Below are 23523 nucleotides of genomic sequence, written 5' to 3' on the forward strand. Positions count from 1 at the left end.
TTAGCGTGTTCTCAAACCGGTCAGTAGCACGGCTTGAGAACAGCGAAATTACCCGTGCAGAAAATCTTCGCGTATGGGCGTAAAGGTATCCAGCAACGTTCCCGGTTTTAAACAAACGCAGCCATGCATAATGTTCGGCTGTTTATACAGGGTATCGCCTGCCCTGACGACATGCTTTTCTTCGCCGATGGTAAATTCAAACTCACCGGACAACACGTAAGTCAGCTGCTCATGCGGATGATTGTGCATCGGGCCTATCGCGCCTTGCTCGAAGTTCACCTCAACCGCCATCATTTTACCGTCGTGAGCGAGAATGCGCCGGGTAACGCCATTGCCCAGATCGTCAAGCGTGGTCTCTTTATGAAAAATAAACATCCGGCCTTCCTGTTATTAATTAAAACGATGTTTCATTAAACCTATATCAGAAAATTAAAAAAAGAAATGCACGCCAACAGATGTGGAAAGTTGATCACATCTTTGGTTCACTGGAGAGACAATAACGAGTCAGGGGAAATGATGAAAACGATCGGTCTGTTAGGCGGTATGAGCTGGGAATCCACTATTCCTTATTATCGGCTCATTAATGAAGGGGTAAAACAGCATCTGGGTGGTCTGCATTCGGCACAGATTCTGTTGCACAGCGTAGATTTTCACGAGATTGAAGTTTGTCAGTCAAGCGGTGACTGGCAGCGGGCCGGGGAGATCCTCGCGCAGGCCGCCACAGGGCTTCAGCAAGCTGGAGCGCAAGGGATTGTGCTGTGTACAAATACCATGCACAAAGTTGCTGAGGAGATTGAAAGCGCCTGTGATGTGCCGTTCCTGCATATTGCCGACGCAACGGGTCGGGCTATACAAAAGCAGCAGATGAGCAACGTGGCGCTACTGGGTACGCGCTACACCATGGAGCAGGATTTTTATCGTGGGCGTTTACAGACTGAATTTGGCATTAGCACGCTTATTCCTGAAGCTGATGACCGCCAGAAAATAAACCAGATTATTTTCGACGAGCTGTGCCTCGGTGAGTTCAGCGAAGCCTCTCGTGACTATTACCTGAGCGTGATTGACCAGTTGGCTAAACAGGGTGCGCAAGGGGTTATCTTTGGCTGTACCGAGATTGGTCTGCTGGTTCCGGCAGAGCTAAGCCCACTACCTGTTTTCGACACTGCGGCAATCCATGCGCAAGATGCGGTGGCATTTATGCTTTCGACTGTGGATGCAAAATAGCCTCCAGCGGTTCGATAAGTCTCGGCAGATGGGCTTGCAGATGTGCAGTAAAAGCATCAACCAGCGCCGAGGCGGGGCGATGAAGCGGGTGAATCAGACTGACCGTGAACGGCACCGAAATACTGAAGCGGCGGATAACGACTCCGCTGCTGGCGTAATCCAGCGCGGTCAGCGGGTTTACCACCGAGATCCCAACGCCCGCCCGCACCATCGCACAAATTGAAGCGGCGCTATGGGTTTCAATCACCATGCGGCGCTTCACCTGATGTTCATTAAACAGGGTGTCCAGTAGCTGACGGTAACTGTCGGTTCGTGACAGGCTGATGTAGTTCTCTCCCTGAAAATCCTGCGGTGTTAATACCGCTTTGCGGGTCAGCGGATGCCCTTGCGGCAGTACGCACACCTCATCCAGCGCCAACAATTCGGTGCGTTTCGTTCCGGCAGGTGTATGCAGCGTTTCCGTTAACCCCAGATCGTGGCGCTGTGCCGACAGCCACTCTTCCAGCAGCGGTGACTCCTGCGGCACTATCTGAATATTGACCTGCGGATAACGCGCGAGAAATGGCTGCAGCAGCGGCGGTAAAAAAGACTGTGAGAATACTGGCAGGCAGACGATCGACAGTTCGCCCTGACGGAATTCGCGCAGGCTTTCGGCGGCGCTCACTATTCTGTCCAGGCCATACCACGAACGTTGCACCTCTTCAAATAAACGTAATCCCTGTACCGTTGGATGCAAGCGCCCACGGCTGCGCTCAAACAGCTTTAGCCCCAGAACTTGCTCGAAGCGCGCTAACTCGCGGCTGACGGTAGGCTGTGAGGTATTGAGCATCCTCGCGGCTTCCGTCAGGTTTCCCGCCGTCATCACAGCGTGAAAGATTTCAATGTGACGCAGGTTAACGGCGGGCATGGGCAATCCTCGAATGAACCAATCCATATCATTTTTGCATAGACTCACGATAAAACGATATTTTTTATTCTTTTCGGGTTGTGGCGTAATCATAAAAAAGCCAATACCGGAGTACACCATGCCACGCCCACTCAACAATACAGACACTGACCTGACCGCCGACAACCTGCTGCGCTTGCCTGCCGAATTCGGCTGCCCGGTGTGGGTCTATGATGCGCAGATTATTCGCGCCCAGATTGCTAAGCTGAGTCAGTTTGACGTGGTGCGTTTTGCTCAGAAGGCATGTTCGAATATTCATATTTTGCGTCTGATGCGCGAGCAGGGCGTGAAGGTTGATTCCGTCTCGCTTGGCGAAATTGAACGTGCGCTGGCGGCAGGCTTTGTACCTGGGAAAGATGAGATAGTCTTTACCGCCGATATGATTGATGAAGCGACGCTCGCGCGGGTGCATGAATTGAGCATTCCGGTAAATGCCGGGTCGGTGGACATGCTGGAACAACTGGGTCAGGTCTCGCCGGGCCATCGCGTGTGGCTACGCGTAAACCCTGGCTTTGGGCATGGGCACAGTCAGAAAACAAATACCGGCGGTGAAAACAGCAAACATGGTATCTGGTACAGCGATCTACCGGCGGCGCTGGAAGTGATCCAGCGCTATAAGTTAAAGCTGGTGGGGATTCATATGCACATTGGCTCCGGCGTAGACTACGGCCATCTGGAGCAGGTGTGCGGCGCGATGGTGCGTCAGGTGGTTGAATTTGGTCAGGATCTGGAGGCGATCTCCGCGGGCGGCGGTTTATCAATCCCGTATCGTGAAGGGGAAGAGGCGATCGACACCGATCATTACTTCGGCCTGTGGAATGCCGCGCGTGAGCAGATCGCTAAACACCTGGGCCACCCGGTCGCACTTGAGATAGAGCCTGGTCGTTTTCTGGTCGCAGAAGCTGGCGTGTTAGTGGCGCAGGTGCGCAGCGTAAAAGAGATGGGCAGCCGTCACTTTGTGCTGATCGACGCGGGATTCAACGATCTGATGCGCCCGGCGATGTATGGCAGCTATCACCATATCTCCGCGCTGGCGGGTGATGGCCGCTCGCTGGAAAACGCGCAGCAGATTGAAACCGTGGTGGCGGGGCCGCTGTGTGAATCCGGCGACGTGTTTACCCAGCAGGAAGGTGGGAATGTAGAAACCCGTCTGTTGCCTGCGGTGGTGTCGGGAGATTATCTGGTCTTGCATGATACCGGGGCGTACGGCGCGTCAATGTCGTCAAATTACAATAGCCGCCCGCTGCTGCCGGAGGTCTTGTTTGATAAAGGCGTGGCGCGACTGATTCGCCGTCGCCAGACCATTGATGAGCTACTGGCGCTGGAGTTAATCTGAATATAGCGTTGTGAAACGCCGGATGGCGCTACGCTTATCCGGCCTACGAAATTAACTGGCCGGATAAGGCGCTTGCGCCATCCGGCACTATTCGTAATACGGCCCCGTTGTCACCGATTCCCGCAACACCAGTTTACCGGTAAACGGTGGGATCGGCTCTACGCTCTCGCCGTTAGCCAGCCGGATAGCCTGGTCGATTGCCGTGGTTATCATGGTATCAATCGGCAGATAAACGGTAGACAGCCCCGGCTCCAGCCATTTGGCGCTGGGCGCATCATCAAAACCAAATAATGAGACGTCCGCTGGGATCCTTAGTCCGGCCTGATGTAACGCTTTTGATGCGCCTAATGCCATGTCATCGTTACAGGCGAACAGAGCGCTGAATTTCACCCCTTCCGCCAGCAGTTCACGACAGGCTTCATAGCCTCGCGTCATCGTGGAGTCGCCGTATTTGACCTTGTCAGGATCCCAGGGAATACCGTTTTTTTCCAACGCCTTACGATATCCCATCAGGCGGGATTTACCGGTAGGCGTATGGCCAGGCACGGTGATACAAGCAATATCGCTGTGTCCCTGAGAGATCAGATAATTGACCGCCTGATATGCTGCATCTTCTTGTTCAAAGAAAATGGCGCGATCGCGGGCCTGACTGACATCACGGTTGATGACCAACAGGGGCATAGCAATGCTGTTCATCAGCGACATTATCGCCTTTTCACTCATATAGCGGGTATAGAGAATAATGGCGTCGCACTGCCTGTCGGCCAGCATTTGTACGGCTTCCTGTTCACGCTCCGGCGTGTCGTGTCCGTCGGTGACGATCAACTGTTTGCCGTGAGACTCCGTCTGGCGCGAGGCCTGTTGCAGCAGGCGGCCGAAGTAGAATCCATCAAATGTCGAAACGACCAGACCAATGCTGTTGCTGGTGCGGTTTGCCAAAGAGCGCGCTAAAAAATTGGGCCGATAATCAAGTGCCTGCATGGCCTTAAACACTTTCTGGCGCGTGCTCTCTTTTACCTGACCCGTGCCATTCAGTACGCGCGAAACGGTCGCTTTTGAGACACCTGCGTGCCGTGAAACGTCCAACATCGTAGTCATAACGCTATCCTGGTTAATCGTTTGATGATGAATTCCCTGGCTCCGTCAGCGTCGAAACGGAATGGCGACGCACCAGAGTCGGGTTAAAAACGTGGGTGATTTCAGGCACGGGGCGCTTCTCCGCCAGCGCGAGTGCCAGTTCGGCGGCCTGGGTTGCCATCGTCACGATGGGATAGCGTACCGTGGTCAGACGTGGGCGCACGTAGCGGGAAACCAGCACATCATCAAAGCCAATCAGCGAGATTTCTCCCGGCACATCAATGCCGTTATCATTCAATACGCCCATGGCGCCAGCCGCCATTGAGTCGTTATAGCAGGCTACCGCAGTGAAGTTTTTACCACGGCCAAGTAACTCGGTCATCGCCTGTTCACCGCCGCTTTCATCCGGTTCGCCGAAGGTCACCAGTCGATCGCTGACCGGTATGTTGCTCTCATTCAGCGCGTCGTAATAACCTTGCAGACGATCTTCCGCATCCGAAATCGTGTGATTGGAGCACAGATAGCCAATGCGCGTATGGCCTTGTTGAATGAGGTGTCGGGTAGCGAGCCACGCGCCGAAACGGTCATCGAGGGCAACGCAGCGCTGTTCGAATCCCGGCAGAATTCGGTTAATCAAGACCATGCCGGGGATTTGCTTCATTAACGAAGCCAGTTCGGCATCCGGGATTATTTTGGCATGGACAACAAGCGCCGCGCAGCGATGACGAATGAGCTGTTCAATCGCCTGACGTTCCTTCTGTTCATTATGGTAGCCGTTGCCAATCAGCAAAAAATTCCCGGTGTTATAGGCCACCTGCTCGACAGCTTTAACCATTGCCCCAAAGAATGGATCGGACACATCACCGACCACCAGGCCGATGGTTTCTGTGGATTGTTGCGCCAGCGCACGCGCGTTGGCATTGGGGTGGTAGCTGAGTGATTCCATTGCACTCGTTACGGCCAGACGCGATGCTTCGCTGGCTTTGGGGGAATCATTGATCACTCGAGAAACGGTGGCGACTGAAACACCAGCTAGTCGGGCTACATCCTTTATGGTCGCCATGATAGTACCTGTTGTGGGTAAACGCTTACATTCCGTCAGTGTTACGGAAAATGGCTGGCTGTTCAAGCAGATTGCCCGTCAGGACGTCGCAAATGTGAGCGCGCACGAGCGAAGTAAGACAGAAAATAGAAAATGCTAATTTTTGCTTACACTTTGCGATGTGCTGTTGCGATTGTTCGCTGGTGGGAGAACTGAGCGGATTGCTAGAGTTGGGATCCCAGAGGTATTGATAGGTGAAATCAACTTTCGGGTTGATCACTAGAATTACACCAGCCTGCGCAGATGCGCAGGTTTTTTTTTACCTTCAGCCTATCTGTAACAGTAACCGATAATTTACACAACTCGTTGCATTTGGGTTCATTCCTTTGCGTTTTCGCGCTGGCGTATCTGGTGTCTGACGACCACAATCAAGATCCCAGAGGTATTGATTGGTGAGATTATTCGGTACGCACTTCGTACCTGTCTCTTGCACCGACCTGCGCGGATGCGCAGGTTTTTTTTCGGATTGTATTTACCAGTTACCTGTCGCGCCTGTTCCCCAACTCGTATACTCTCCCACCATTAATGTTTATGTAATTAATGGCACAGGGAGTTGAGATGCTATTTGGCTTTTTTCGTAATCTGTTTCGCGTGCTTTTCCGCGTTCGCGTCACGGGCGATGTTAACGCGCTACAGGGAGAACGCGTTCTAATCACTCCCAACCATGTCTCATTTATAGACGGCATCCTGCTGGCGCTATTTTTACCAATTCGTCCCGTCTTCGCCGTTTACACCTCGATCAGCCAGCAATGGTATATGCGCTGGCTAACCCCGCTGATTGATTTCGTGCCGTTAGACCCAACCAAACCAATGTCGATTAAACATCTGGTTCGTCTGGTCGAGCAGGGGCGTCCGGTGGTTATTTTCCCGGAAGGACGTATTTCTACCACCGGTTCGTTAATGAAAATTTATGACGGCGCGGGGTTTGTCGCCGCTAAGTCGGGGGCGACGGTCGTTCCTGTCCGCATTGAGGGCGCAGAGCTTTCCCGCTTTAGCCGCCTGAAAGGTCGGGTTAAACAGCGATTCTTCCCGCGTATCCAACTGCATATTCTGCCGCCGACCCACATGCCGATGCCGGAAGCGCCGCGTGCCCGCGATCGCCGCAAAATTGCTGGTGAAATGCTGCATCAAATTATGATGGAAGCGCGCATGGCGGTGCGTCCGCGTGAAACGCTATACGAGTCGCTGCTGGCGGCAAAATACCGTTTTGGCGCAGGCAAAAACTGCATTGAAGATATCAACTTTACCCCGGACAGCTACCGCAAGCTGCTCACGAAGACGCTCTTTGTGGCCCGTATTTTGGAAAAATACAGTGTCGAAGGTGAAAAAATTGGCCTGATGCTGCCAAACGCGGGCATCAGCGCGGCGGTCATTTTTGGCGCCATTGCGCGTCGACGCATTCCGGCCATGATGAACTACACCGCGGGCGTGAAAGGGTTAACCAGCGCCATTACTGCCTCCGAAATCAAAACGATCTTCACATCCAGACAGTTTCTCGAAAAAGGCAAACTCTGGCATTTACCAGAACAGCTCACCCAGGTGCGCTGGGTTTATCTGGAGGACTTAAAAGCTGATGTGACATTTAGCGATAAGCTGTGGATTTTCTCACATCTGTTGGCACCGCATCTGGCGCAAGTTAAGCAGCAGCCGGAAGAAGCCGCGGTGATCCTCTTTACCTCCGGTTCGGAAGGCCATCCGAAAGGCGTGGTCCATAGCCACAAGAGCATTCTGGCGAACGTTGAGCAGATTAAAACGATTGCCGATTTCACCGCTGATGACCGCTTTATGTCGGCGCTGCCGCTGTTCCACTCCTTTGGCCTGACGGTGGGATTATTCACGCCGCTGCTGACTGGCGCAGAAGTGTTCCTTTATCCCAGCCCGCTGCATTACCGCATTGTGCCAGAGCTGGTATATGACCGGAACTGCACCGTGTTGTTTGGTACGTCTACGTTCCTTGGCAACTACGCGCGTTTCGCGCATCCGTACGATTTCCACCGCCTGCGCTATGTGGTGGCGGGCGCGGAAAAACTGCAGGACAGCACAAAGCAGCTGTGGCAGGAGAAATTTGGCCTGCGCGTCCTTGAAGGCTATGGCGTGACGGAATGTGCGCCGGTGGTGTCGATCAACGTACCAATGGCGGCAAAACCGGGAACGGTAGGGCGCATCTTGCCTGGCATGGATGCCCGACTGTTAGCCGTTCCGGGTATTGAGGACGGTGGGCGTTTACAACTGAAAGGCCCTAATATTATGAGCGGCTATTTACGCGTTGAAAAACCCGGTGTGCTGGAAGTGCCGACGGCAGAGAATGCGCAAGGTGAGATTGAGCGCGGCTGGTATGACACCGGCGACATCGTGCGCTTTGATGAAAACGGCTTTGTACAGATTCAGGGGCGCGCCAAGCGTTTCGCTAAAATTGCCGGAGAGATGGTGTCTCTGGAAATGGTTGAGCAACTGGCGTTGGCGGTATCTGCAGACAAAATGCACGCCACGGCGATCAAGAGTGATGCCAGCAAAGGTGAGGCGCTGGTGCTGTTTACTACCGACACCGACCTCACGCGTGAAAAACTACAACAATATGCGCGGGCGCACGGCGTACCTGAACTTGCCGTACCGCGTGATATTCGCCACCTGAAGCAACTCCCATTACTCGGCAGCGGTAAGCCGGATTTTGTTACGCTGAAAAGCTGGGTCGATGAGCCGGAAAAACAACATGAGTGAGTCAGTGCACACTAACACTTCAATCTGGTCCAAAGGGATGATGTCCGTTATCGCCGCGCAGTTTCTGTCGGCGTTTGGCGATAACGCGCTGCTGTTCGCCACGCTGGCGCTGCTGAAGGAACAATTTTATCCGGACTGGAGTCAGCCAATCCTGCAAATGGTGTTTGTGGGCGCTTACATCCTGTTTGCGCCGTTTGTTGGACAGGTGGCGGATAGCTTTGCTAAAGGCAGAGTGATGATGTTTGCGAACGCCCTGAAACTGTTGGGTGCGGCGAGTATTTGCTTCGGCATTAATCCCTTTCTCGGGTATACGCTGGTGGGGATCGGCGCGGCGGCGTATTCACCGGCCAAGTATGGCATTCTCGGTGAACTGACTACCGGTGACAAACTGGTGAAGGCCAACGGCCTGATGGAAGCCTCCACCATTGCCGCGATTTTGCTCGGTTCTGTCGCCGGCGGCGTTCTGGCCGACTGGCACGTGATTGCCGCGCTTTCTGCCTGTGCGCTGGCCTATGCTGGCGCCGTGGTGGCTAACTTGTATATCCCGAAGCTGGCCGCGGCTCGCCCTGGCCAGTCATGGCACTTGGGGAAAATGACGTGCAGTTTCTTCTGTGCCGCCTCTTCGCTATGGCGCAACGGTGAAACACGCTTCTCGTTGGTCGGAACCAGCCTTTTTTGGGGCGCGGGCGTCACGCTGCGTTTTCTGCTGGTGCTGTGGGTCCCGGTGGCGCTCGGTATCACCGATAACGCCACGCCGACCTATCTCAATGCCATGGTAGCGATTGGGATTGTGGTAGGCGCGGGTGCGGCAGCGAAGCTGGTGACGCTGGAAACCGTGTCGCGCTGTATGCCGGCGGGGATCCTGATTGGCATTGTGGTGCTGATTTTCTCTCTTCAACATTCGCTGCTTCCGGCCTACGCGTTGCTGATGCTTATCGGCGTGTCTGGTGGCTTCTTTGTGGTGCCGTTGAATGCGTTGCTGCAGGAGCGGGGCAAGAAAAGCGTCGGTGCGGGTAATGCGATAGCGGTGCAAAACCTCGGCGAAAACAGTGCGATGCTGCTGATGCTGGGTATTTACTCACTGGCGGTGCTGGTGGGGATCCCGGCAGTTGCGATTGGTATTGGATTTGGTGCGCTGTTTGCGCTGGCGATTGCGGCGCTGTGGATTTGGCAGCGCCGCCATTAGTCTGTTACGTGCTGTTGCCGGATGGCTGCGTTGCCTTATCCGGCCTACAGGGAACGCTGTCTGTAGGCCTGATAAGCGTAGTGCCATCAGGCGCTAACCGTTACGGTGCAGGATAGGTATACACCTGATGCACCGCTTCAATCTCCGCCAGTACTTCTTCGCTCAGCTCCAGATGCAGGCTTTCAACGTTGGTTTTTAACTGCTCCATCGTCGTGGCACCCAGCAACGTGCTGGCGACAAACGGCTGACGACGCACGAATGCCAGCGCCATTTGCGCAGGATCCAGATTATGGCGTTTCGCGATATCCACATAGGCCGCGACGGCTTTTTGCGTTTGCTCGCCGCTGTAGCGCGTGAAACGGCTAAACAACGTATTACGTGCACCGGCAGGTTTCGCGCCGTTCAGGTATTTACCGGTTAACGTACCGAAGCCCAGGCAAGAGTAGGCCAGCAGTTCAACCCCTTCATACTGGCTCACTTCCGCCAGTCCAACCTCAAAGCTGCGGTTCAGCAGGCTGTAGGGGTTCTGGATGGTGGCGATTCGCGGTAAATCGTGTTTGTCCGCCAGGTGCAGATAGCGCATCACGCCAAAGGCGGTTTCATTGGACACGCCGATATAGCGAATTTTCCCCGCCCGCTGAAATTCTGCCAGCGCGTCCAGCGTATCCAGCAGGGAAACGACCGGCGCGGAGTCCGTCCAGCTGTAGCCTAACTTACCAAAGCAGTTGGTCGGGCGCTGCGGCCAGTGAACCTGATACAGATCCAGGTAATCGGTTTGCAGTCTTTTCAGACTGTCGTGCAGCGCTTCACGGATATTTTTACGATCCAGCGCCTGATTCGGGCGAATGCCGCTGTCGTTGTTACGTGATGGGCCGCTGACCTTAGAAGCAACGATTAGTTTTTCGCGGCTGCCGTGTTTGGCGAGCCAGTTACCTACGTAGGTTTCGGTGAGCCCCTGGGTTTCAGGACGCGGCGGTACCGGATACATCTCGGCAACGTCGATTAAATTTATGCCCTGTGCTACGGCATAATCGAGCTGTGCATGTGCGTCGGCTTCGCTGTTTTGTTCACCAAACGTCATTGTGCCCAGCCCCAGTGTACTGACTTCCAGCGAGCTGTGGGGTATACGGTGATATTGCATAGCCGTTTCCTTTTTATAATCACGACATAAGGATTATAAAAATGGCTGAGGGAAGCGAAAAAGGGAAGTAAAATTGTTAAGGCCAGCGCGCTGCTGACCTCAACCATCAGCGTTCAATGATTTGAGACACATCATCGCGGTTAATCTGCATCGCATTGCCCTGCTGGTCGTGATAGCTCACCAGACCGGTATCATCGTCAATTTCTGGTTTTCCATCGGTCAGGATCATTCGACCATCTTTTGTTGCCATTACATAATCGCTGCTGCATCCGGAAACGGCAAAAGCCAGTCCTACGGCGGAAATCAAAACTGCCCATTTTTTCATCTGCTTATCCTCACATGGCCTGCGTCTGACAATAGTTTAGTAATAACGCGAAGTTGTGCATGGTGAAAGCAGTAAAATCTTAAACTGTGAGAAGGGGTAGGTGTGGCCGGCATTCGCTCCCCTTGCAGGGAGCGATGGGTTTCCTCAGAGCGGATTTTTTTTATTACGCCACAGGTTCAGGGTCTCTACTGCGATAGAGAAGAACATGGCGAAATAGATATATCCTTTCGGAACGTGGACGTCGAAACTTTCCAGAATTAGCGTAAAACCGACCAAAATCAGGAACGAGAGCGCCAGCATTTTTACCGAAGGATGGCGATCGACAAACTCGCCAATTGGGCGCGCGGCAAACATCATCACGCCTACGGCAATCACCACCGCCGCCATCATAATAAACAGATGATCGGACAAGCCAACCGCAGTAATCACGGAATCCAGACTGAAGATAATGTCTAACAACATGATCTGCACAATCGCGCCCAGGAAAGAAGATACGCGGGTTTTCAGTCCCTCTTCCTCGCCTTCAATGGATTCGTGGATCTCCTTACTGGCTTTCCAGATAAGGAACAATCCCCCCAGCAGAAGGATCAGGTCGCGCGCTGATATCGCCTCGCCAAACAGTTCGAATAGCGGGTTTGTCAGCCGCGTTACCCAGGCGATAGAAGCCAGCAGTGCCAGACGCATGATCATCGCCGCTGCAAGCCCAATGCGTCGGGCATGATTACGTTGCGCTGTCGGGAGTTTGGCTACAACCAGAGAGAGGAAAATAATATTGTCGATCCCAAGAACGATCTCCAGCAGCGTCAGCGTACCGAGCGCAAGCCAGGCGTTAGGATCGGTTATCCATGCAAATAACATCGAACAAAGTCCTGCCAAAAAAAAGAAGCGGTAATTATAGGCCCGTAACGCGGCGGGTGAAAGGCCGGACGGTGCCTATTGCGCCTGGAACAAGAAATGTCGCTCAAGCAATGCGCGGGTGAAGTTCTTTTTCAAGTAAAAGCCGCGTGGTAGGGTGAGGATGGGTTCGCCATGAGCGCCAATGGCCTCGGTTAGCGCTCGGGCGTTGGCTGCTTTAGGACGCAGCTGCAGTACTTCCCCATGGCGAGCGGTGATGCGTTCGACATGGCCTAACACTATCATGTCCATCAACTCTTCCCAGTCCAGACGCAACTGCTGGTCTTCTTCTTCATTCGGGCTCCACAGCAGGGGAGAGCCGACGCGACGCTCAGCCAGCGGGATGCTGCGTTCGCCTTCCACCGGGATCCACAGAACGCGTTTAAGTTTGTGCCGCACATGGCTGGTTTCCCAGGTGACGCCAGTATTACCGGTTAACGGCGCCACACACACAAAGGTGGTTTCCAGCGGTCTGCCAAGACTGTCCACAGGGATCGTTTTCAGCTCCACGCCCAGTGCCGCAAAATCCTGCTCTGGTTTACTGCCCGCGCTGGCACCGAGCCAGATTTCCAGTAGCACGCCAATCCAGCCTTTATCGCGCTTGAGATCCTTAGGCGCCACGATTCCCGCCATTGCCGCTAATTCTCCTAACGCGTAGCCCGAAAGTAGCCGCGCCTGGCTCAGCAACTGGGCTTCAGATTCAGGGGGAGAAAGCAACGGACGGAGTTCAGGCATCGGGTTAACCCTTAGGTGAAAAAATGAGCAATGATTTTATACCGTGTGGACAGAGTTTATCTTTTTCCACATGCTTTATTCAATTCTATGATTTATATTGGTTTTTAGATTCACGTGTGCAGAGTTGCGCAACAGCGAAGTAGGTTTTCCAATTCTGGTCACTGACAATGAACAGGATCTTACACCATGTTATCCACAGAAAGATGGGATAACTGTGAAAAAGCCCCACTACTGTTTCAATTTACAGCCTTGACGTGCGACGAAAATCGAATTTTCACACAAATTGTGCCTAACTTATTGGCATAATCTGTGGATAAAACCAACGCTGGTCGATCTTTCATCAGCCTGAAGATCGTGTGCGTGATACACGTCACATTTCTAAGTGTTTATTTGCACTGATCGGTTTTAACTTTATGAATCCATAAGACTATTTTTAATATGTGACGAATGTCTTATTCGGACTGTTCTGGGTTTTCCCATAGTAATTCCGTACTTCTTCACAACTATATCCACAGAAAAGGTGAATAAAATCGCCTTGCTTGCCCTTATTCTGTTTATAACTCGGCCCTTAGCTGTGAGTTATTCAATTGTTATTAGAATATCGCACCCTTAACAGAGTGGTTTACCGCCCCTCAGGAGTGTGAAACAATCGTTTGTATATAAGGTTTATGTTGAGGTAGTCCGGTGATTGATGACGATGGCTACCGCCCGAATGTAGGGATAGTAATTTGTAACCGCCAGGGGCAGGTCATGTGGGCCCGGCGATTTGGTCAGCACTCCTGGCAATTCCCGCAAGGTGGGATAAATGCAGGAGAGACAGCAGAGCAGGCGATGTACCGGGAACTCTTTGAAGAAGTGGGTCTTAGTCGTAAAGATGTACGGATCCTTGCTTCTACTCGTAACTGGTTGCGTTACAAGTTACCGAAACGTTTGGTGCGTTGGGACACGAAGCCGGTTTGTATCGGCCAGAAACAAAAATGGTTTCTTCTGCAATTGGTCAGCAGCGATGCTGAAATCAATATGCAAACCAGCAGTACACCTGAGTTCGACGGCTGGCGCTGGGTGAGTTACTGGTATCCGGTTCGACAGGTGGTGTCATTTAAACGCGATGTCTATCGCAGGGTGATGAAAGAATTCGCAAGTGTTGTCATGGCGCTTCAGGAGAGTACTCCTAAGCCGCAAAGCGCACCTGCGTACAGACGTAAAAGAGGTTAAGCTACGCAAATTATGCTCACCCGCCTGCGCGAAATAGTCGAAAAGGTGGCCAGTGCTCCGCGTCTGAATGAGGCGCTGAATATTCTGGTTACCGACATCTGTCTTGCGATGGATACAGAGGTCTGTTCGGTTTATCTGGCCGATCACGATCGACGTTGTTATTACCTCATGGCGACCCGGGGACTGAAAAAACCGCGTGGTCGCACTGTCGCACTCGCGTTTGATGAAGGTATCGTTGGCCTGGTTGGCAGGCTGGCGGAACCTATCAACCTCGCCGATGCGCAAAAACATCCCAGCTTTAAATACATTCCTTCGGTAAAAGAAGAGCGCTTTCGTGCGTTCTTAGGCGTGCCGATCATTCAGCGCCGCCAGCTTTTAGGTGTGCTGGTGGTACAGCAGCGCGAATTGCGCCAGTACGATGAAAGTGAAGAGTCTTTCCTCGTCACGCTCGCCACGCAAATGGCGGCTATTCTTTCGCAGTCGCAGCTAAACGCGCTATTTGGCCAATACCGGCAAACGCGTATCCGTGCATTGCCTGCCGCTCCCGGTGTGGCAATAGCCGAAGGCTGGCAGGACGCGACGCTGCCTCTGATGGAACAGGTCTATCAGGCTTCAACGCTGGATCCGGTGCTTGAGCGCGAGCGACTGACCGGTGCGCTGGAAGAGGCGGCGAACGAATTTCGCCGCTACAGCAAACGCTTTACCGCCGGGGCGCAGAAAGAAACGGCGGCGATCTTTGATCTCTACTCACACCTGCTTTCTGATACCCGCCTGCGCCGTGAGCTATTTGCGGAAGTGGATAATGGTTCGGTGGCCGAGTGGGCCGTTAAAACGATCATCGAAAAGTTTGCCGAACAGTTTGCCGCCCTGAGCGATAACTACCTCAAAGAGCGGGCCGGAGATTTACGTGCGCTGGGCCAGCGTCTGCTGTTCCATCTTGACGACTCTGTTCAGGGGCCGAATGCCTGGCCGGAACGTTTTGTGCTGGTGGCGGATGAGCTTTCCGCGACCACGCTGGCGGAACTTCCTCAGGACCGGCTAGTCGGCGTGGTTGTCCGGGACGGCGCAGCCAACTCCCATGCGGCAATTATGGTTCGTGCGCTGGGTATCCCTACCGTCATGGGGGCCGATATCCAGCCTTCGGTGCTGCATCGCCGTACGTTGGTGGTGGACGGTTATCGCGGTGAACTGCTGGTTGATCCGGAACCGGTGTTGATCCAGGAATACCAGCGTCTTATCAGTGAAGAAATTGAGCTGAGCCGCCTGGCGGAAGACGACGTCAACCAGCCCGCGCAGTTGAAAAGCGGCGAGCGCGTGAAGGTGATGCTCAATGCGGGTCTCAGCCCGGAACATGAAGAAAAGCTGGGTAGCCGAATCGACGGCATTGGCCTGTACCGCACTGAAATCCCGTTCATGCTGCAAAGCGGTTTTCCTTCGGAAGAAGAACAGGTTGCGCAGTATCAGGGGATGCTGCAAATGTTTAATGACAAGCCGGTAACTCTGCGTACTCTGGATGTCGGCGCCGATAAACAACTGCCCTACATGCCGATAAGTGAAGAGAACCCGTGCCTTGGCTGGCGTGGGATCCGCATAACGCTCGATCAGCCGGAGATCTTTTTGATCCAGGTTCGCGCCATGCTGCGAGCCAACGCGGCAACAGGCAACCTCAGCATTTTGCTGCCGATGGTTACCAGCATTGATGAAGTGGACGAAGCGCGACGTTTGATTGAACGCGCCGGACGTGAAGTGGAAGAGATGATCGGCTATGCGATCCCGAAACCGCGCATTGGCATCATGCTGGAAGTTCCGTCGATGGTATTCATGCTGCCGCATCTGACAAACCGGATAGACTTTATCTCGGTCGGAACTAACGATTTAACCCAGTACATTCTGGCCGTCGATCGTAACAATACGCGGGTAGCCAGCATTTATGACAGCCTGCATCCGGGGATGTTACGTGCGCTGGCGATGATTGCGCAGGAAGCCGAAAAAAGCGGTATCGATTTGCGCCTGTGCGGTGAAATGGCGGGCGACCCGATGTGCGTGGCTATTCTGATCGGCCTTGGTTTTCGTCATTTGTCGATGAACGGTCGTTCCGTCGCTCGCGTCAAATATCTGCTGCGTCATATCGATTTTGATGAAGCGCAAACGCTGGCGCAGCGCAGCCTGGAAGCGCAGATGGCGGCAGAAGTACGCCATCAGGTAGCGGCCTTTATGGAGCGCCGTGGCATGGGGGGATTGATTCGCGGGGGATTATAGGCCTGACAAATTTCGTGTTATCAGCCTGTAGGCCTGGTAAGCGTAGCACCATCAGGCATTGCGGGGGGATAAAGATTACCTATACAGATCTTTTACATCTTCCCGGCATCCGCTGCGATCCCCTTGTGCTATCATTCGCACCTTTGGAGCGCCTGTATTATGCAGGCGCGCTTATCAATTGCTGTCTGACTTCAGCGAAATAACAAGAACTTGTGGTGACAGATGACCAGTAGCTATCTGCATTTTCCGGATTTCGATCCGGTCATTTTCTCAATCGGACCCGTCGCGCTTCACTGGTACGGCTTAATGTATTTGGTGGGGTTTATATTTGCGATGTGGCTGGCGACCCGCCGCGCGAATCGTCCGGGCAGTGGCTGGACCAAAAATGAAGTAGAAAACTTACTGTATGCGGGCTTCCTTGGGGTGTTCCTTGGTGGACGTATTGGTTATGTACTGTTCTATAACTTCCCGTTATTCCTCGACAACCCGCTGTATCTGTTCCGCGTCTGGGACGGTGGGATGTCCTTCCACGGTGGGCTTATTGGTGTGATCCTGGTGATGATTATCTTCGCCAAACGCACCAAACGTTCGTTCTTCCAGGTTTCTGATTTCATCGCCCCGCTGATTCCGTTTGGTCTGGGCGCAGGGCGTCTGGGTAACTTTATCAACGGTGAGCTGTGGGGACGCGTTGACCCGAACTTCAAGTTTTCCATGCTGTTCCCGGGCTCTCGCACCGAAGATATTTTACTGCTGCAAACTAACCCGCAATGGCAGTCTATTTTTGATACCTACGGCTCGCTGCCGCGCCACGCCTCACAGCTTTATGAGATGGCGCTCGAAGGTGTCGTGCTGTTTATCATTCTCAACCTGTACATTCGCAAGCCGCGCCCGATGGGCTCGGTATCCGGTCTGTTCCTGATTGGCTATGGCGCGTTTCGTATTATCGTTGAATTCTTCCGCCAGCCGGATGCGCAGTTTACCGGCACCTGGGTACAGTACATCAGCATGGGACAGATCCTCTCTATCCCGATGATTGTCGCAGGCATTATTATGATGGTTTGGGCGTACCGCCGCAGCCCACAGCAACACGTTTCCTGAGGAACCATGAAACAGTATTTAGAACTGATGCAAAAAGTGCTGGATGAAGGCACACAGAAAAACGACCGTACCGGAACCGGAACGCTTTCCATTTTTGGTCATCAGATGCGTTTTAATCTGCAGGAAGGGTTCCCGCTGGTTACGACTAAACGCTGCCATTTACGCTCGATCATTCATGAGCTGCTGTGGTTTTTGCAGGGCGACACCAACGTTGCCTACCTGCATGAAAACAACGTCTCAATCTGGGACGAATGGGCGGATGAAAACGGTAATTTAGGCCCGGTTTATGGCAAACAATGGCGCGCGTGGCCTACGCCAGATGGACGCCATATTGACCAGATCACCACGGTGTTAAACCAGCTCAAAAATGACCCGGACTCTCGCCGTATCATCGTTTCCGCATGGAACGTTGGCGAGCTGGATAAAATGGCGCTGGCGCCGTGCCATGCGTTCTTCCAGTTTTACGTAGCGGATGGCAAGCTCTCCTGCCAGCTGTATCAGCGTTCGTGCGATGTGTTCCTCGGCTTGCCGTTTAACATTGCCAGCTACGCCCTGTTGGTGCACATGATGGCGCAGCAGTGCGATCTGGAAGTAGGTGATTTTGTCTGGACCGGTGGCGACACGCACCTGTACAGCAATCATATGGATCAAACGCATCTGCAGCTTAGCCGTGAACCGCGCGCGCTGCCGAAGCTGGTTATCAAACGTAAGCCTGAATCTATTTTTGACTATCGCTTCGAAGACTTCGAAATTGAAGGCTACGATCCGCATCCTGGTATTAAAGCGCCAGTGGCTATCTAACCGGCTTCATGCTGTCACAACCGACGCCTGTGTGCGTCGGTTTTTTTTATCTAAAATCGCGTTCTTCGGCGCAGATTCCTGAATTATTGCAATGGACTGTAACTCGAAAAATATTCTCCGTAGCTCGCCGTAGAAACCGAATTTCCCGCTCGTTATTCATTTTCCTCACGCCATACTGGCGGCATGAAAAAACAACATGGCTACACGCTTCTCGAAACCCTGATTACGATGCTGATCGTCGCGGCGCTTGGCGCATCAGGTCTTTATGGCTGGCAGCGCTGGCAGCAACAACAGCGCCTGTGGCAAACTGCCTGCCAGGTCCGGGATTACCTGCTGCAACTGCGTGAAGATGCTAACTGGCGTAACCGCGATCACGTGATAAGCGTGATTCGGGATGGCGCATCGTGGTGCTTTGTCAGCTCTGCGGCTTCGCAAGATGTGTGCAAACCCACTTCACCTTTGGTGTTTACACCGCTCTGGGACGATGTCGAGTTGGCAGAGATAACGCCTTCACTGGCCTTTTTTGGTCTGCGCAATACGGCATGGGCCGGACATATCCGCCTGAAAAATACGGCAGGGGAATGGCGGGTGGTGGTATCTGGTTGGGGGCGAATCAGGCTTTGCGAACGCGATGAGGCCCGGTTATGTCAGTAAAGGAACGGGGATTTTCACTGCTGGAGGTACTCATTGCGATGGCGATTAGCAGCGTTTTACTGCTTAGCTCAGCGCAATTTTTACCGGCGCTACAGCGAGAGATTCTGCGCAATACGAGCCAGTTGGCGCTGGAAGATGAAATATGGCAGCGGGTCTATACCGTGGCTAAGCACCTTCAGCGGGCAGGGTATTGCCGGGGAAACTGTGGCGGAGAGGGACTGGTGATATCGGCTAAGGGGGACTGTGTTATTGCCCGCTGGGATGCTAACAGCAACGGCGTTTGGGACAGCAGTTCCGCTAAAGAGGCTGATGCTATCGGGTTTCGTTTACAGGACAAGGTGCTGGAGACCCTGCGGGGAGCAACTGACTGTAATGGAAAAGGGTGGGAGAAAATGACCGATCCAGCCACGATACAGATTGAGGCATTTCAGGTTGAACGCCTGAAGATCAGCGGATATTCCCCGCTCCTTACGCTGCGTTTGCGCGGAGTGAACAATGTCGAACCACAAAAGGTTATTGAAGCCGTGTACAGCGTTACGGGATTCAACCTGTGAACAGCGAGAGAGGCGCTTCATCTCTGGCGATGGTCCTGTTGCTGCTGGTGCTCGGTAGTCTTCTGCTGCAAGGCGCTAGCAGACAGGAGGCCAGTTTTGCTTCACGAGTGGTGACGCAAAGCCAGGCGCTGCAGCGTCAGGCGACGGTGCAATCCGCTATGGAATGGGGACGTATGCAGCCCTGGCGCATACAACCCGCCGTACAGTGTCGGCGCGATACCATGCAGGATGCCGCGGTTTGCCTGCGCCTGCTTACTAATAATTTCGTGCTGCTTATTGCTCACTATGAAGGGGTGTCTCTATGGCGTCAGGGAGCGGTTATCGATGGCAACATCGCCTTCTCGGCCAATGGCTGGAGCGATTTTTGCCCGTTAAAGGAGCAGGCGTTATGTCAGATCCCCTGAACAGACAGCGTGGCTTTAGCCTGCCGGAAGTGATGCTGGCAATGGTACTGATGATAATGATTGTGACCGCGTTGTCGGGATACCAGCGGGCGCTGATGAACAGCTTTATCATCAGAAACCAGTACCAACAACTCTGGCGTCATGCCTGGCAGCAAACCCAGCTGTATCAGTTTTCATCACCGTTGGACTGGCAGATTAACCGAATGCAGACAACGAGAGCGGGATGTGTCAGCATCAACGTTAAAATATCTTCACCCCTGGGCAGGCAGGGTCAGATGACGCGTCTGCATTGCCCGAATCGTCAGTAGTCAGGAGTCGCTATGTTAAGGGTCTACCACTCCAATCGTCTGGATGTGCTGGAAGCGTTAATGGAATTTATCGTTGAGCGCGAGCGGCTGGACGACCCCTTTGAACCTGAGATGATCCTGGTTCAAAGTACCGGCATGGCGCAGTGGCTACAAATGACCCTTGCACAGAAGTTTAGTATTGCCGCCAACATCGATTTTCCGCTGCCTGCGAGTTTTATCTGGGATATGTTTGTGCGCGTGCTGCCGGATATCCCGAAAGAGAGCGCGTTTAGCAAACAGAGCATGAGTTGGAAGTTGATGACGCTGTTGCCGCAGTTACTGGATGGCGATGATTTCGCATTGCTGCGCCACTATCTGACGGACGACACCGATAAGCGCAAGCTGTTTCAGCTTTCCTCGCGCGCTGCTGACCTTTTTGACCAGTATTTAGTCTACCGCCCTGACTGGTTGACCCAGTGGGAAGCCGGGCGACTGGTTGACGGACTTGGCGAGTCTCAGGCCTGGCAGGCCCCGTTGTGGAAAGCGCTGGTGGAATACACTGAGGAATTGGGCCAGCCGCGCTGGCATCGTGCCAATTTATACCAACGTTTTATTCAGACCCTGGAAAGTGCGTCCGAGTGCCCGCAGGGACTGCCTTCTCGCGTCTTTATTTGCGGTATTTCGGCGCTGCCGCCGGTTTATTTGCAGGCATTGCAGGCGCTGGGTAAGCACATTGATATTCATCTGCTGTTTACCAACCCTTGTCGCTACTACTGGGGGGATATAAAAGATCCCGCCTGGCTGGCGAAGCTGATGGCGCGTCAGCGTCGGCACAGCTTTGAAGAACGCCATCTGCCGTTGTTTCGTGACAGTCAGAAAGCTGAAGGATTATTTAATAGCGATGGCGAACAGGATGTGGGCAACCCGATGCTGGCCTCATGGGGCAAACTGGGGCGCGATTACATTTACCTGCTTTCAGAGCTAGAGAATAGTCAGGAGCTGGATGCGTTCGTCGATATTACGCCTGACAATCTTTTGCACAATATTCAATCGGATATTCTGGAGCTTGAAAGTCATGCTGTGGCGGGCGTTACGCTGGAAGAATATTCCCGGAGCGACAATAAACGCCGGCTTGAGCTGAACGATACCAGCGTGACTTTCCATGTCTGCCATAGCCCACAGCGCGAGGTAGAAATTCTTCATGACCGCCTGCTGGCAATGCTGGAAGCGGATCCAACGCTGACGCCGCGCGATATTATCGTGATGGTGGCGGATATCGACAGCTACAGTCCATTCATTCAGTCGGTCTTTGGCAGCGCGCCAGCCGAGCGTTACTTACCTTACGCGATTTCCGACCGTCGGGCGCGCCAGTCTCATCCCGTCTTACAGGCCTTTATTAGCCTGCTGTCGCTGCCGGATAGCCGTTTTGTCTCAGAGGATGTCCTGGCGTTACTGGATGTTCCCGTGCTGGCGGCGCGTTTCAATATCGATGAAGAGGGGCTGCGCTATCTTCGCTTATGGGTCAATGAATCCGGTATTCGCTGGGGAATTGACGACGATAACGTGCGTGAGCTGGAGCTTCCGCCTACAGGTCAGCATACCTGGCAATTTGGTTTAACGCGTATGCTGCTCGGCTACGCGATGGAAAGCGCGCAGGGCGAGTGGCAATCGGTATTGCCTTACGATGAGTCCAGCGGATTGATTGCCGAGCTGGTAGGGCATCTGGCCTCGTTGCTGATGCAGCTCAATCTTTGGCGTAGAGGGTTAGCTCAGGAACGACCGCTGGAAGAATGGCTACCTGTTTGCCGGGACATGCTTAATGATTTCTTCCTGCCGGACGCGGATACCGAAGCGGCGATGACGCTGATTGAACAGCAGTGGCAGGCCATTATCACTGAAGGTTTGGGGGCCGAGTATGGCGAGGCCGTACCGCTCTCTCTGTTACGTGATGAGCTGGCGCAGCGTCTTGACCAGGAGCGCATCAGCCAGCGCTTCCTGGCGGGGCCCGTTAACATTTGTACGCTGATGCCGATGCGTTCTATTCCTTTCAAGGTGGTGTGCCTGCTGGGCATGAACGATGGCGTTTATCCGCGCCAGCTTGCGCCGCTGGGCTTTGATTTAATGAGCCAAAAACCGATGCGGGGCGATCGTAGTCGTCGCGATGATGACCGCTATCTGTTCCTCGAAGCATTGATTTCGGCACAGCAAACGCTCTATATCAGCTACATTGGCCGATCCATTCAGGACAACAGCGAGCGCTTCCCGTCGGTTCTGGTACAGGAATTGATGGACTACATTGGGCAAAGCCACTATCTGCCGGGCGATGAATCGTTAACCTGCGATCAAAGCGAGGCCCGGGTGAAAGCGCACGTTACCCGTTTGCATACCCGTATGCCCTTTGATGCACAAAACTATCTACCGGGTGAACAGCAAAGCTATGCCCGGGAATGGCTGCCTGCGGCGAGTCTGTCAGGAAAAGCGCACACGGATTTTGTACAGCCTCTTCCCTTTGAGATGCCCGAAACGCTGACGCTGGAAACGCTGCAGCGATTTTGGGCTCATCCGGTACGCGCCTTTTTCCAGATGCGTTTGAGGGTTAATTTCCGCTCTGAAGAGAGTGAGATCCCCGATACGGAACCTTTCACCCTTGAAGGATTAACCCGCTATCAGCTTAATCAGCAATTGCTTAATACGCTGGTTGAAGAGAACGATGCTGAACGGCTGTTCCGCCGTTTTCGTGCGGCGGGCGCGCTACCCTATGGGCCATTTGGCGAAATTCTGTGGGATACGCAGCGTCAGGAGATGCAGTCGCTGGCTGAACGCATTATCGCCTGTCGCCAGCCCTGTCAGAGCATGGAAATCGATCTTAACTGTAACGGCGTGCAAATCACCGGTTGGCTGCCGCAGGTACAAGAGGACGGTTTGTTGCGCTGGCGCCCATCTTTGATAAGCATTGCGCAAGGTGTGCAACTTTGGCTGGAACATCTTGTCTATTGTGCCAGTGGCGGTATGGGAGAGAGCCGGTTGTTCCTGCGTAAAGACGGGGAATGGCGTTTTCCGCCGCTGGATGCAGAACAGGCGTTACTGTACCTGTCGCAACTCATTGAGGGGTATCGGGAAGGCATGTCGTCACCGTTGCTGGTGTTGCCCGAAAGCGGCGGTGCATGGATAAAAACCTGTTATGACGCCGCAAATGATGCCATGTTAGATGACGATGCAACGTTGCAAAAAGCGCGCAGTAAGTTTCTGCAGGCCTATGAAGGCAACATGATAGTACGAGGTGAAGGCGACGACATCTGGTATCAGCGTCTTTGGCGACAACTGGATGCTGATACGCTGGAGACCATTGTTTTACAGTCTCAGCACTACCTGTTACCGATTTTTCGCTTTAATCAGTCATGATGATTGTATAAAAATTGCGCAACTCGATGGCTTCATCTATGATGCGCATTCTGTCACGGACTGATTCTTATAAAGAGAAGATGCTGGCTCGTTCAGCACAGAGTCTTGCCCTGTTCAGACCACGTATTCATACGTGCTTTGCAGTGAACAGGTGAATACGTTAAT

21 protein-coding genes are annotated in these 23523 nt (G+C 53.4%); 13 read left to right on the plus strand and 8 right to left on the minus strand.

Annotated features, from left to right (window positions below; genetic code table 11):
* Nucleotides 1–48: 48 nt before the first annotated feature.
* Nucleotides 49–375 (minus strand): cupin domain-containing protein, encoded by a 327-nt coding sequence (locus WHR59_RS04375; RefSeq protein WP_043017447.1) that lies wholly within the window; start codon nt 373–375, stop codon nt 49–51.
* A 141-nt stretch (nt 376–516) separates the two neighbouring features.
* Between WHR59_RS04375 and WHR59_RS04380 the strand changes: the two genes are divergently transcribed.
* Nucleotides 517–1224 carry an aspartate/glutamate racemase gene (locus WHR59_RS04380; RefSeq protein WP_338844057.1) on the plus strand — a complete coding sequence of 236 codons (708 nt, stop codon included), beginning with the start codon at nt 517–519 and terminating at the stop codon, nt 1222–1224.
* On the opposite strand, the gene WHR59_RS04385 is transcribed toward WHR59_RS04380, so the two are convergent.
* Nucleotides 1196–2131 carry a LysR family transcriptional regulator gene (locus WHR59_RS04385; RefSeq protein ID WP_043017982.1) on the minus strand — a complete coding sequence of 312 codons (936 nt, stop codon included), beginning with the start codon at nt 2129–2131 and terminating at the stop codon, nt 1196–1198. The two genes, WHR59_RS04380 and WHR59_RS04385, sit on opposite strands and share 29 nt — an antisense overlap.
* A 118-nt stretch (nt 2132–2249) precedes the next feature.
* Between WHR59_RS04385 and lysA the strand changes: the two genes are divergently transcribed.
* Nucleotides 2250–3506: a diaminopimelate decarboxylase gene (gene lysA / locus WHR59_RS04390; protein ID WP_043017445.1), complete on the plus strand. Its 1257-nt coding sequence runs from the start codon at nt 2250–2252 to the stop codon at nt 3504–3506.
* 87 nt (nt 3507–3593) lie between these two features.
* On the opposite strand, the gene WHR59_RS04395 is transcribed toward lysA, so the two are convergent.
* On the minus strand, nt 3594–4604 hold the full coding sequence (locus tag WHR59_RS04395) for a LacI family DNA-binding transcriptional regulator (protein ID WP_043017444.1): 1011 nt from the start codon (nt 4602–4604) through the stop codon (nt 3594–3596).
* 13 nt (nt 4605–4617) lie between these two features.
* Nucleotides 4618–5646, minus strand: coding sequence for an HTH-type transcriptional regulator GalR (galR, locus tag WHR59_RS04400; RefSeq protein WP_043017443.1), 1029 nt, complete (start codon nt 5644–5646; stop codon nt 4618–4620).
* A gap of 597 nt (nt 5647–6243) precedes the next feature.
* On the opposite strand from galR, the gene aas reads away from it, so the two are divergent.
* Nucleotides 6244–8403 carry a bifunctional acyl-ACP--phospholipid O-acyltransferase/long-chain-fatty-acid--ACP ligase gene (gene aas, locus WHR59_RS04405; protein ID WP_043017441.1) on the plus strand — a complete coding sequence of 720 codons (2160 nt, stop codon included), beginning with the start codon at nt 6244–6246 and terminating at the stop codon, nt 8401–8403.
* The gene (gene lplT, locus WHR59_RS04410; RefSeq protein ID WP_080626146.1) at nt 8396–9589 is read left to right on the plus strand and encodes a lysophospholipid transporter LplT; all 1194 of its coding nucleotides are present in this window, start codon (nt 8396–8398) and stop codon (nt 9587–9589) included. Before aas ends, lplT begins: the two co-directional genes overlap by 8 nt.
* A gap of 100 nt (nt 9590–9689) precedes the next feature.
* On the opposite strand, the gene WHR59_RS04415 is transcribed toward lplT, so the two are convergent.
* From WHR59_RS04415 to mutH, 4 genes are all read right to left on the minus strand, one after another.
* On the minus strand, nt 9690–10730 hold the full coding sequence (locus WHR59_RS04415) for an NADP(H)-dependent aldo-keto reductase (protein WP_003033954.1): 1041 nt from the start codon (nt 10728–10730) through the stop codon (nt 9690–9692).
* A gap of 106 nt (nt 10731–10836) precedes the next feature.
* A complete protein-coding gene (gene ygdR, locus WHR59_RS04420; RefSeq protein ID WP_000758660.1) occupies nt 10837–11055 on the minus strand; it encodes a lipoprotein YgdR in 219 nt (72 codons plus the stop codon).
* Nucleotides 11056–11199: 144 nt separating this feature from the next.
* Nucleotides 11200–11913 carry a TerC family protein gene (locus tag WHR59_RS04425; RefSeq protein ID WP_003033961.1) on the minus strand — a complete coding sequence of 238 codons (714 nt, stop codon included), beginning with the start codon at nt 11911–11913 and terminating at the stop codon, nt 11200–11202.
* Between the two features lie 75 nt (nt 11914–11988).
* Complete coding sequence (gene mutH / locus WHR59_RS04430; RefSeq protein WP_043017438.1) at nt 11989–12684, minus strand: DNA mismatch repair endonuclease MutH; 696 nt, start codon at nt 12682–12684, stop codon at nt 11989–11991.
* A gap of 684 nt (nt 12685–13368) precedes the next feature.
* Here mutH and rppH point away from each other — a divergent pair.
* The 9 genes from rppH (at nt 13369) to recC (ending at nt 23358) form a co-directional block, all read left to right on the plus strand.
* Nucleotides 13369–13899: an RNA pyrophosphohydrolase gene (rppH, locus tag WHR59_RS04435; RefSeq protein WP_003825602.1), complete on the plus strand. Its 531-nt coding sequence runs from the start codon at nt 13369–13371 to the stop codon at nt 13897–13899.
* Nucleotides 13900–13911: 12 nt separating this feature from the next.
* The gene (ptsP, locus tag WHR59_RS04440; RefSeq protein WP_043017437.1) at nt 13912–16158 is read left to right on the plus strand and encodes a phosphoenolpyruvate--protein phosphotransferase; all 2247 of its coding nucleotides are present in this window, start codon (nt 13912–13914) and stop codon (nt 16156–16158) included.
* A gap of 222 nt (nt 16159–16380) precedes the next feature.
* The gene (lgt, locus tag WHR59_RS04445; protein ID WP_043017436.1) at nt 16381–17256 is read left to right on the plus strand and encodes a prolipoprotein diacylglyceryl transferase; all 876 of its coding nucleotides are present in this window, start codon (nt 16381–16383) and stop codon (nt 17254–17256) included.
* Nucleotides 17257–17262: 6 nt separating this feature from the next.
* On the plus strand, nt 17263–18057 hold the full coding sequence (gene thyA, locus WHR59_RS04450) for a thymidylate synthase (RefSeq protein ID WP_003033990.1): 795 nt from the start codon (nt 17263–17265) through the stop codon (nt 18055–18057).
* 183 nt (nt 18058–18240) lie between these two features.
* Nucleotides 18241–18711, plus strand: a complete 471-nt coding sequence (locus WHR59_RS04455; protein WP_043017434.1) for a prepilin peptidase-dependent protein — start codon at nt 18241–18243, stop codon at nt 18709–18711.
* Complete coding sequence (locus tag WHR59_RS04460) at nt 18702–19265, plus strand: prepilin peptidase-dependent protein (RefSeq protein ID WP_080626148.1); 564 nt, start codon at nt 18702–18704, stop codon at nt 19263–19265. Before WHR59_RS04455 ends, WHR59_RS04460 begins: the two co-directional genes overlap by 10 nt.
* The gene (locus tag WHR59_RS04465) at nt 19262–19669 is read left to right on the plus strand and encodes a DUF2509 family protein (RefSeq protein ID WP_080626149.1); all 408 of its coding nucleotides are present in this window, start codon (nt 19262–19264) and stop codon (nt 19667–19669) included. The genes WHR59_RS04460 and WHR59_RS04465 overlap by 4 nt, the downstream gene beginning before the upstream one ends.
* Entirely contained in the window at nt 19654–19977 is a 324-nt protein-coding gene (locus WHR59_RS04470; RefSeq protein ID WP_043017431.1) for a prepilin-type N-terminal cleavage/methylation domain-containing protein, read from the plus strand. Before WHR59_RS04465 ends, WHR59_RS04470 begins: the two co-directional genes overlap by 16 nt.
* 12 nt (nt 19978–19989) lie before the next feature.
* Complete coding sequence (recC, locus tag WHR59_RS04475) at nt 19990–23358, plus strand: exodeoxyribonuclease V subunit gamma (protein WP_338843633.1); 3369 nt, start codon at nt 19990–19992, stop codon at nt 23356–23358.
* Nucleotides 23359–23523 lie beyond the last annotated feature (165 nt).

Origin of the sequence: Citrobacter europaeus (genome assembly GCF_037482245.1) — a bacterium.
GTDB classification, from domain to species: domain Bacteria; phylum Pseudomonadota; class Gammaproteobacteria; order Enterobacterales; family Enterobacteriaceae; genus Citrobacter; species Citrobacter europaeus.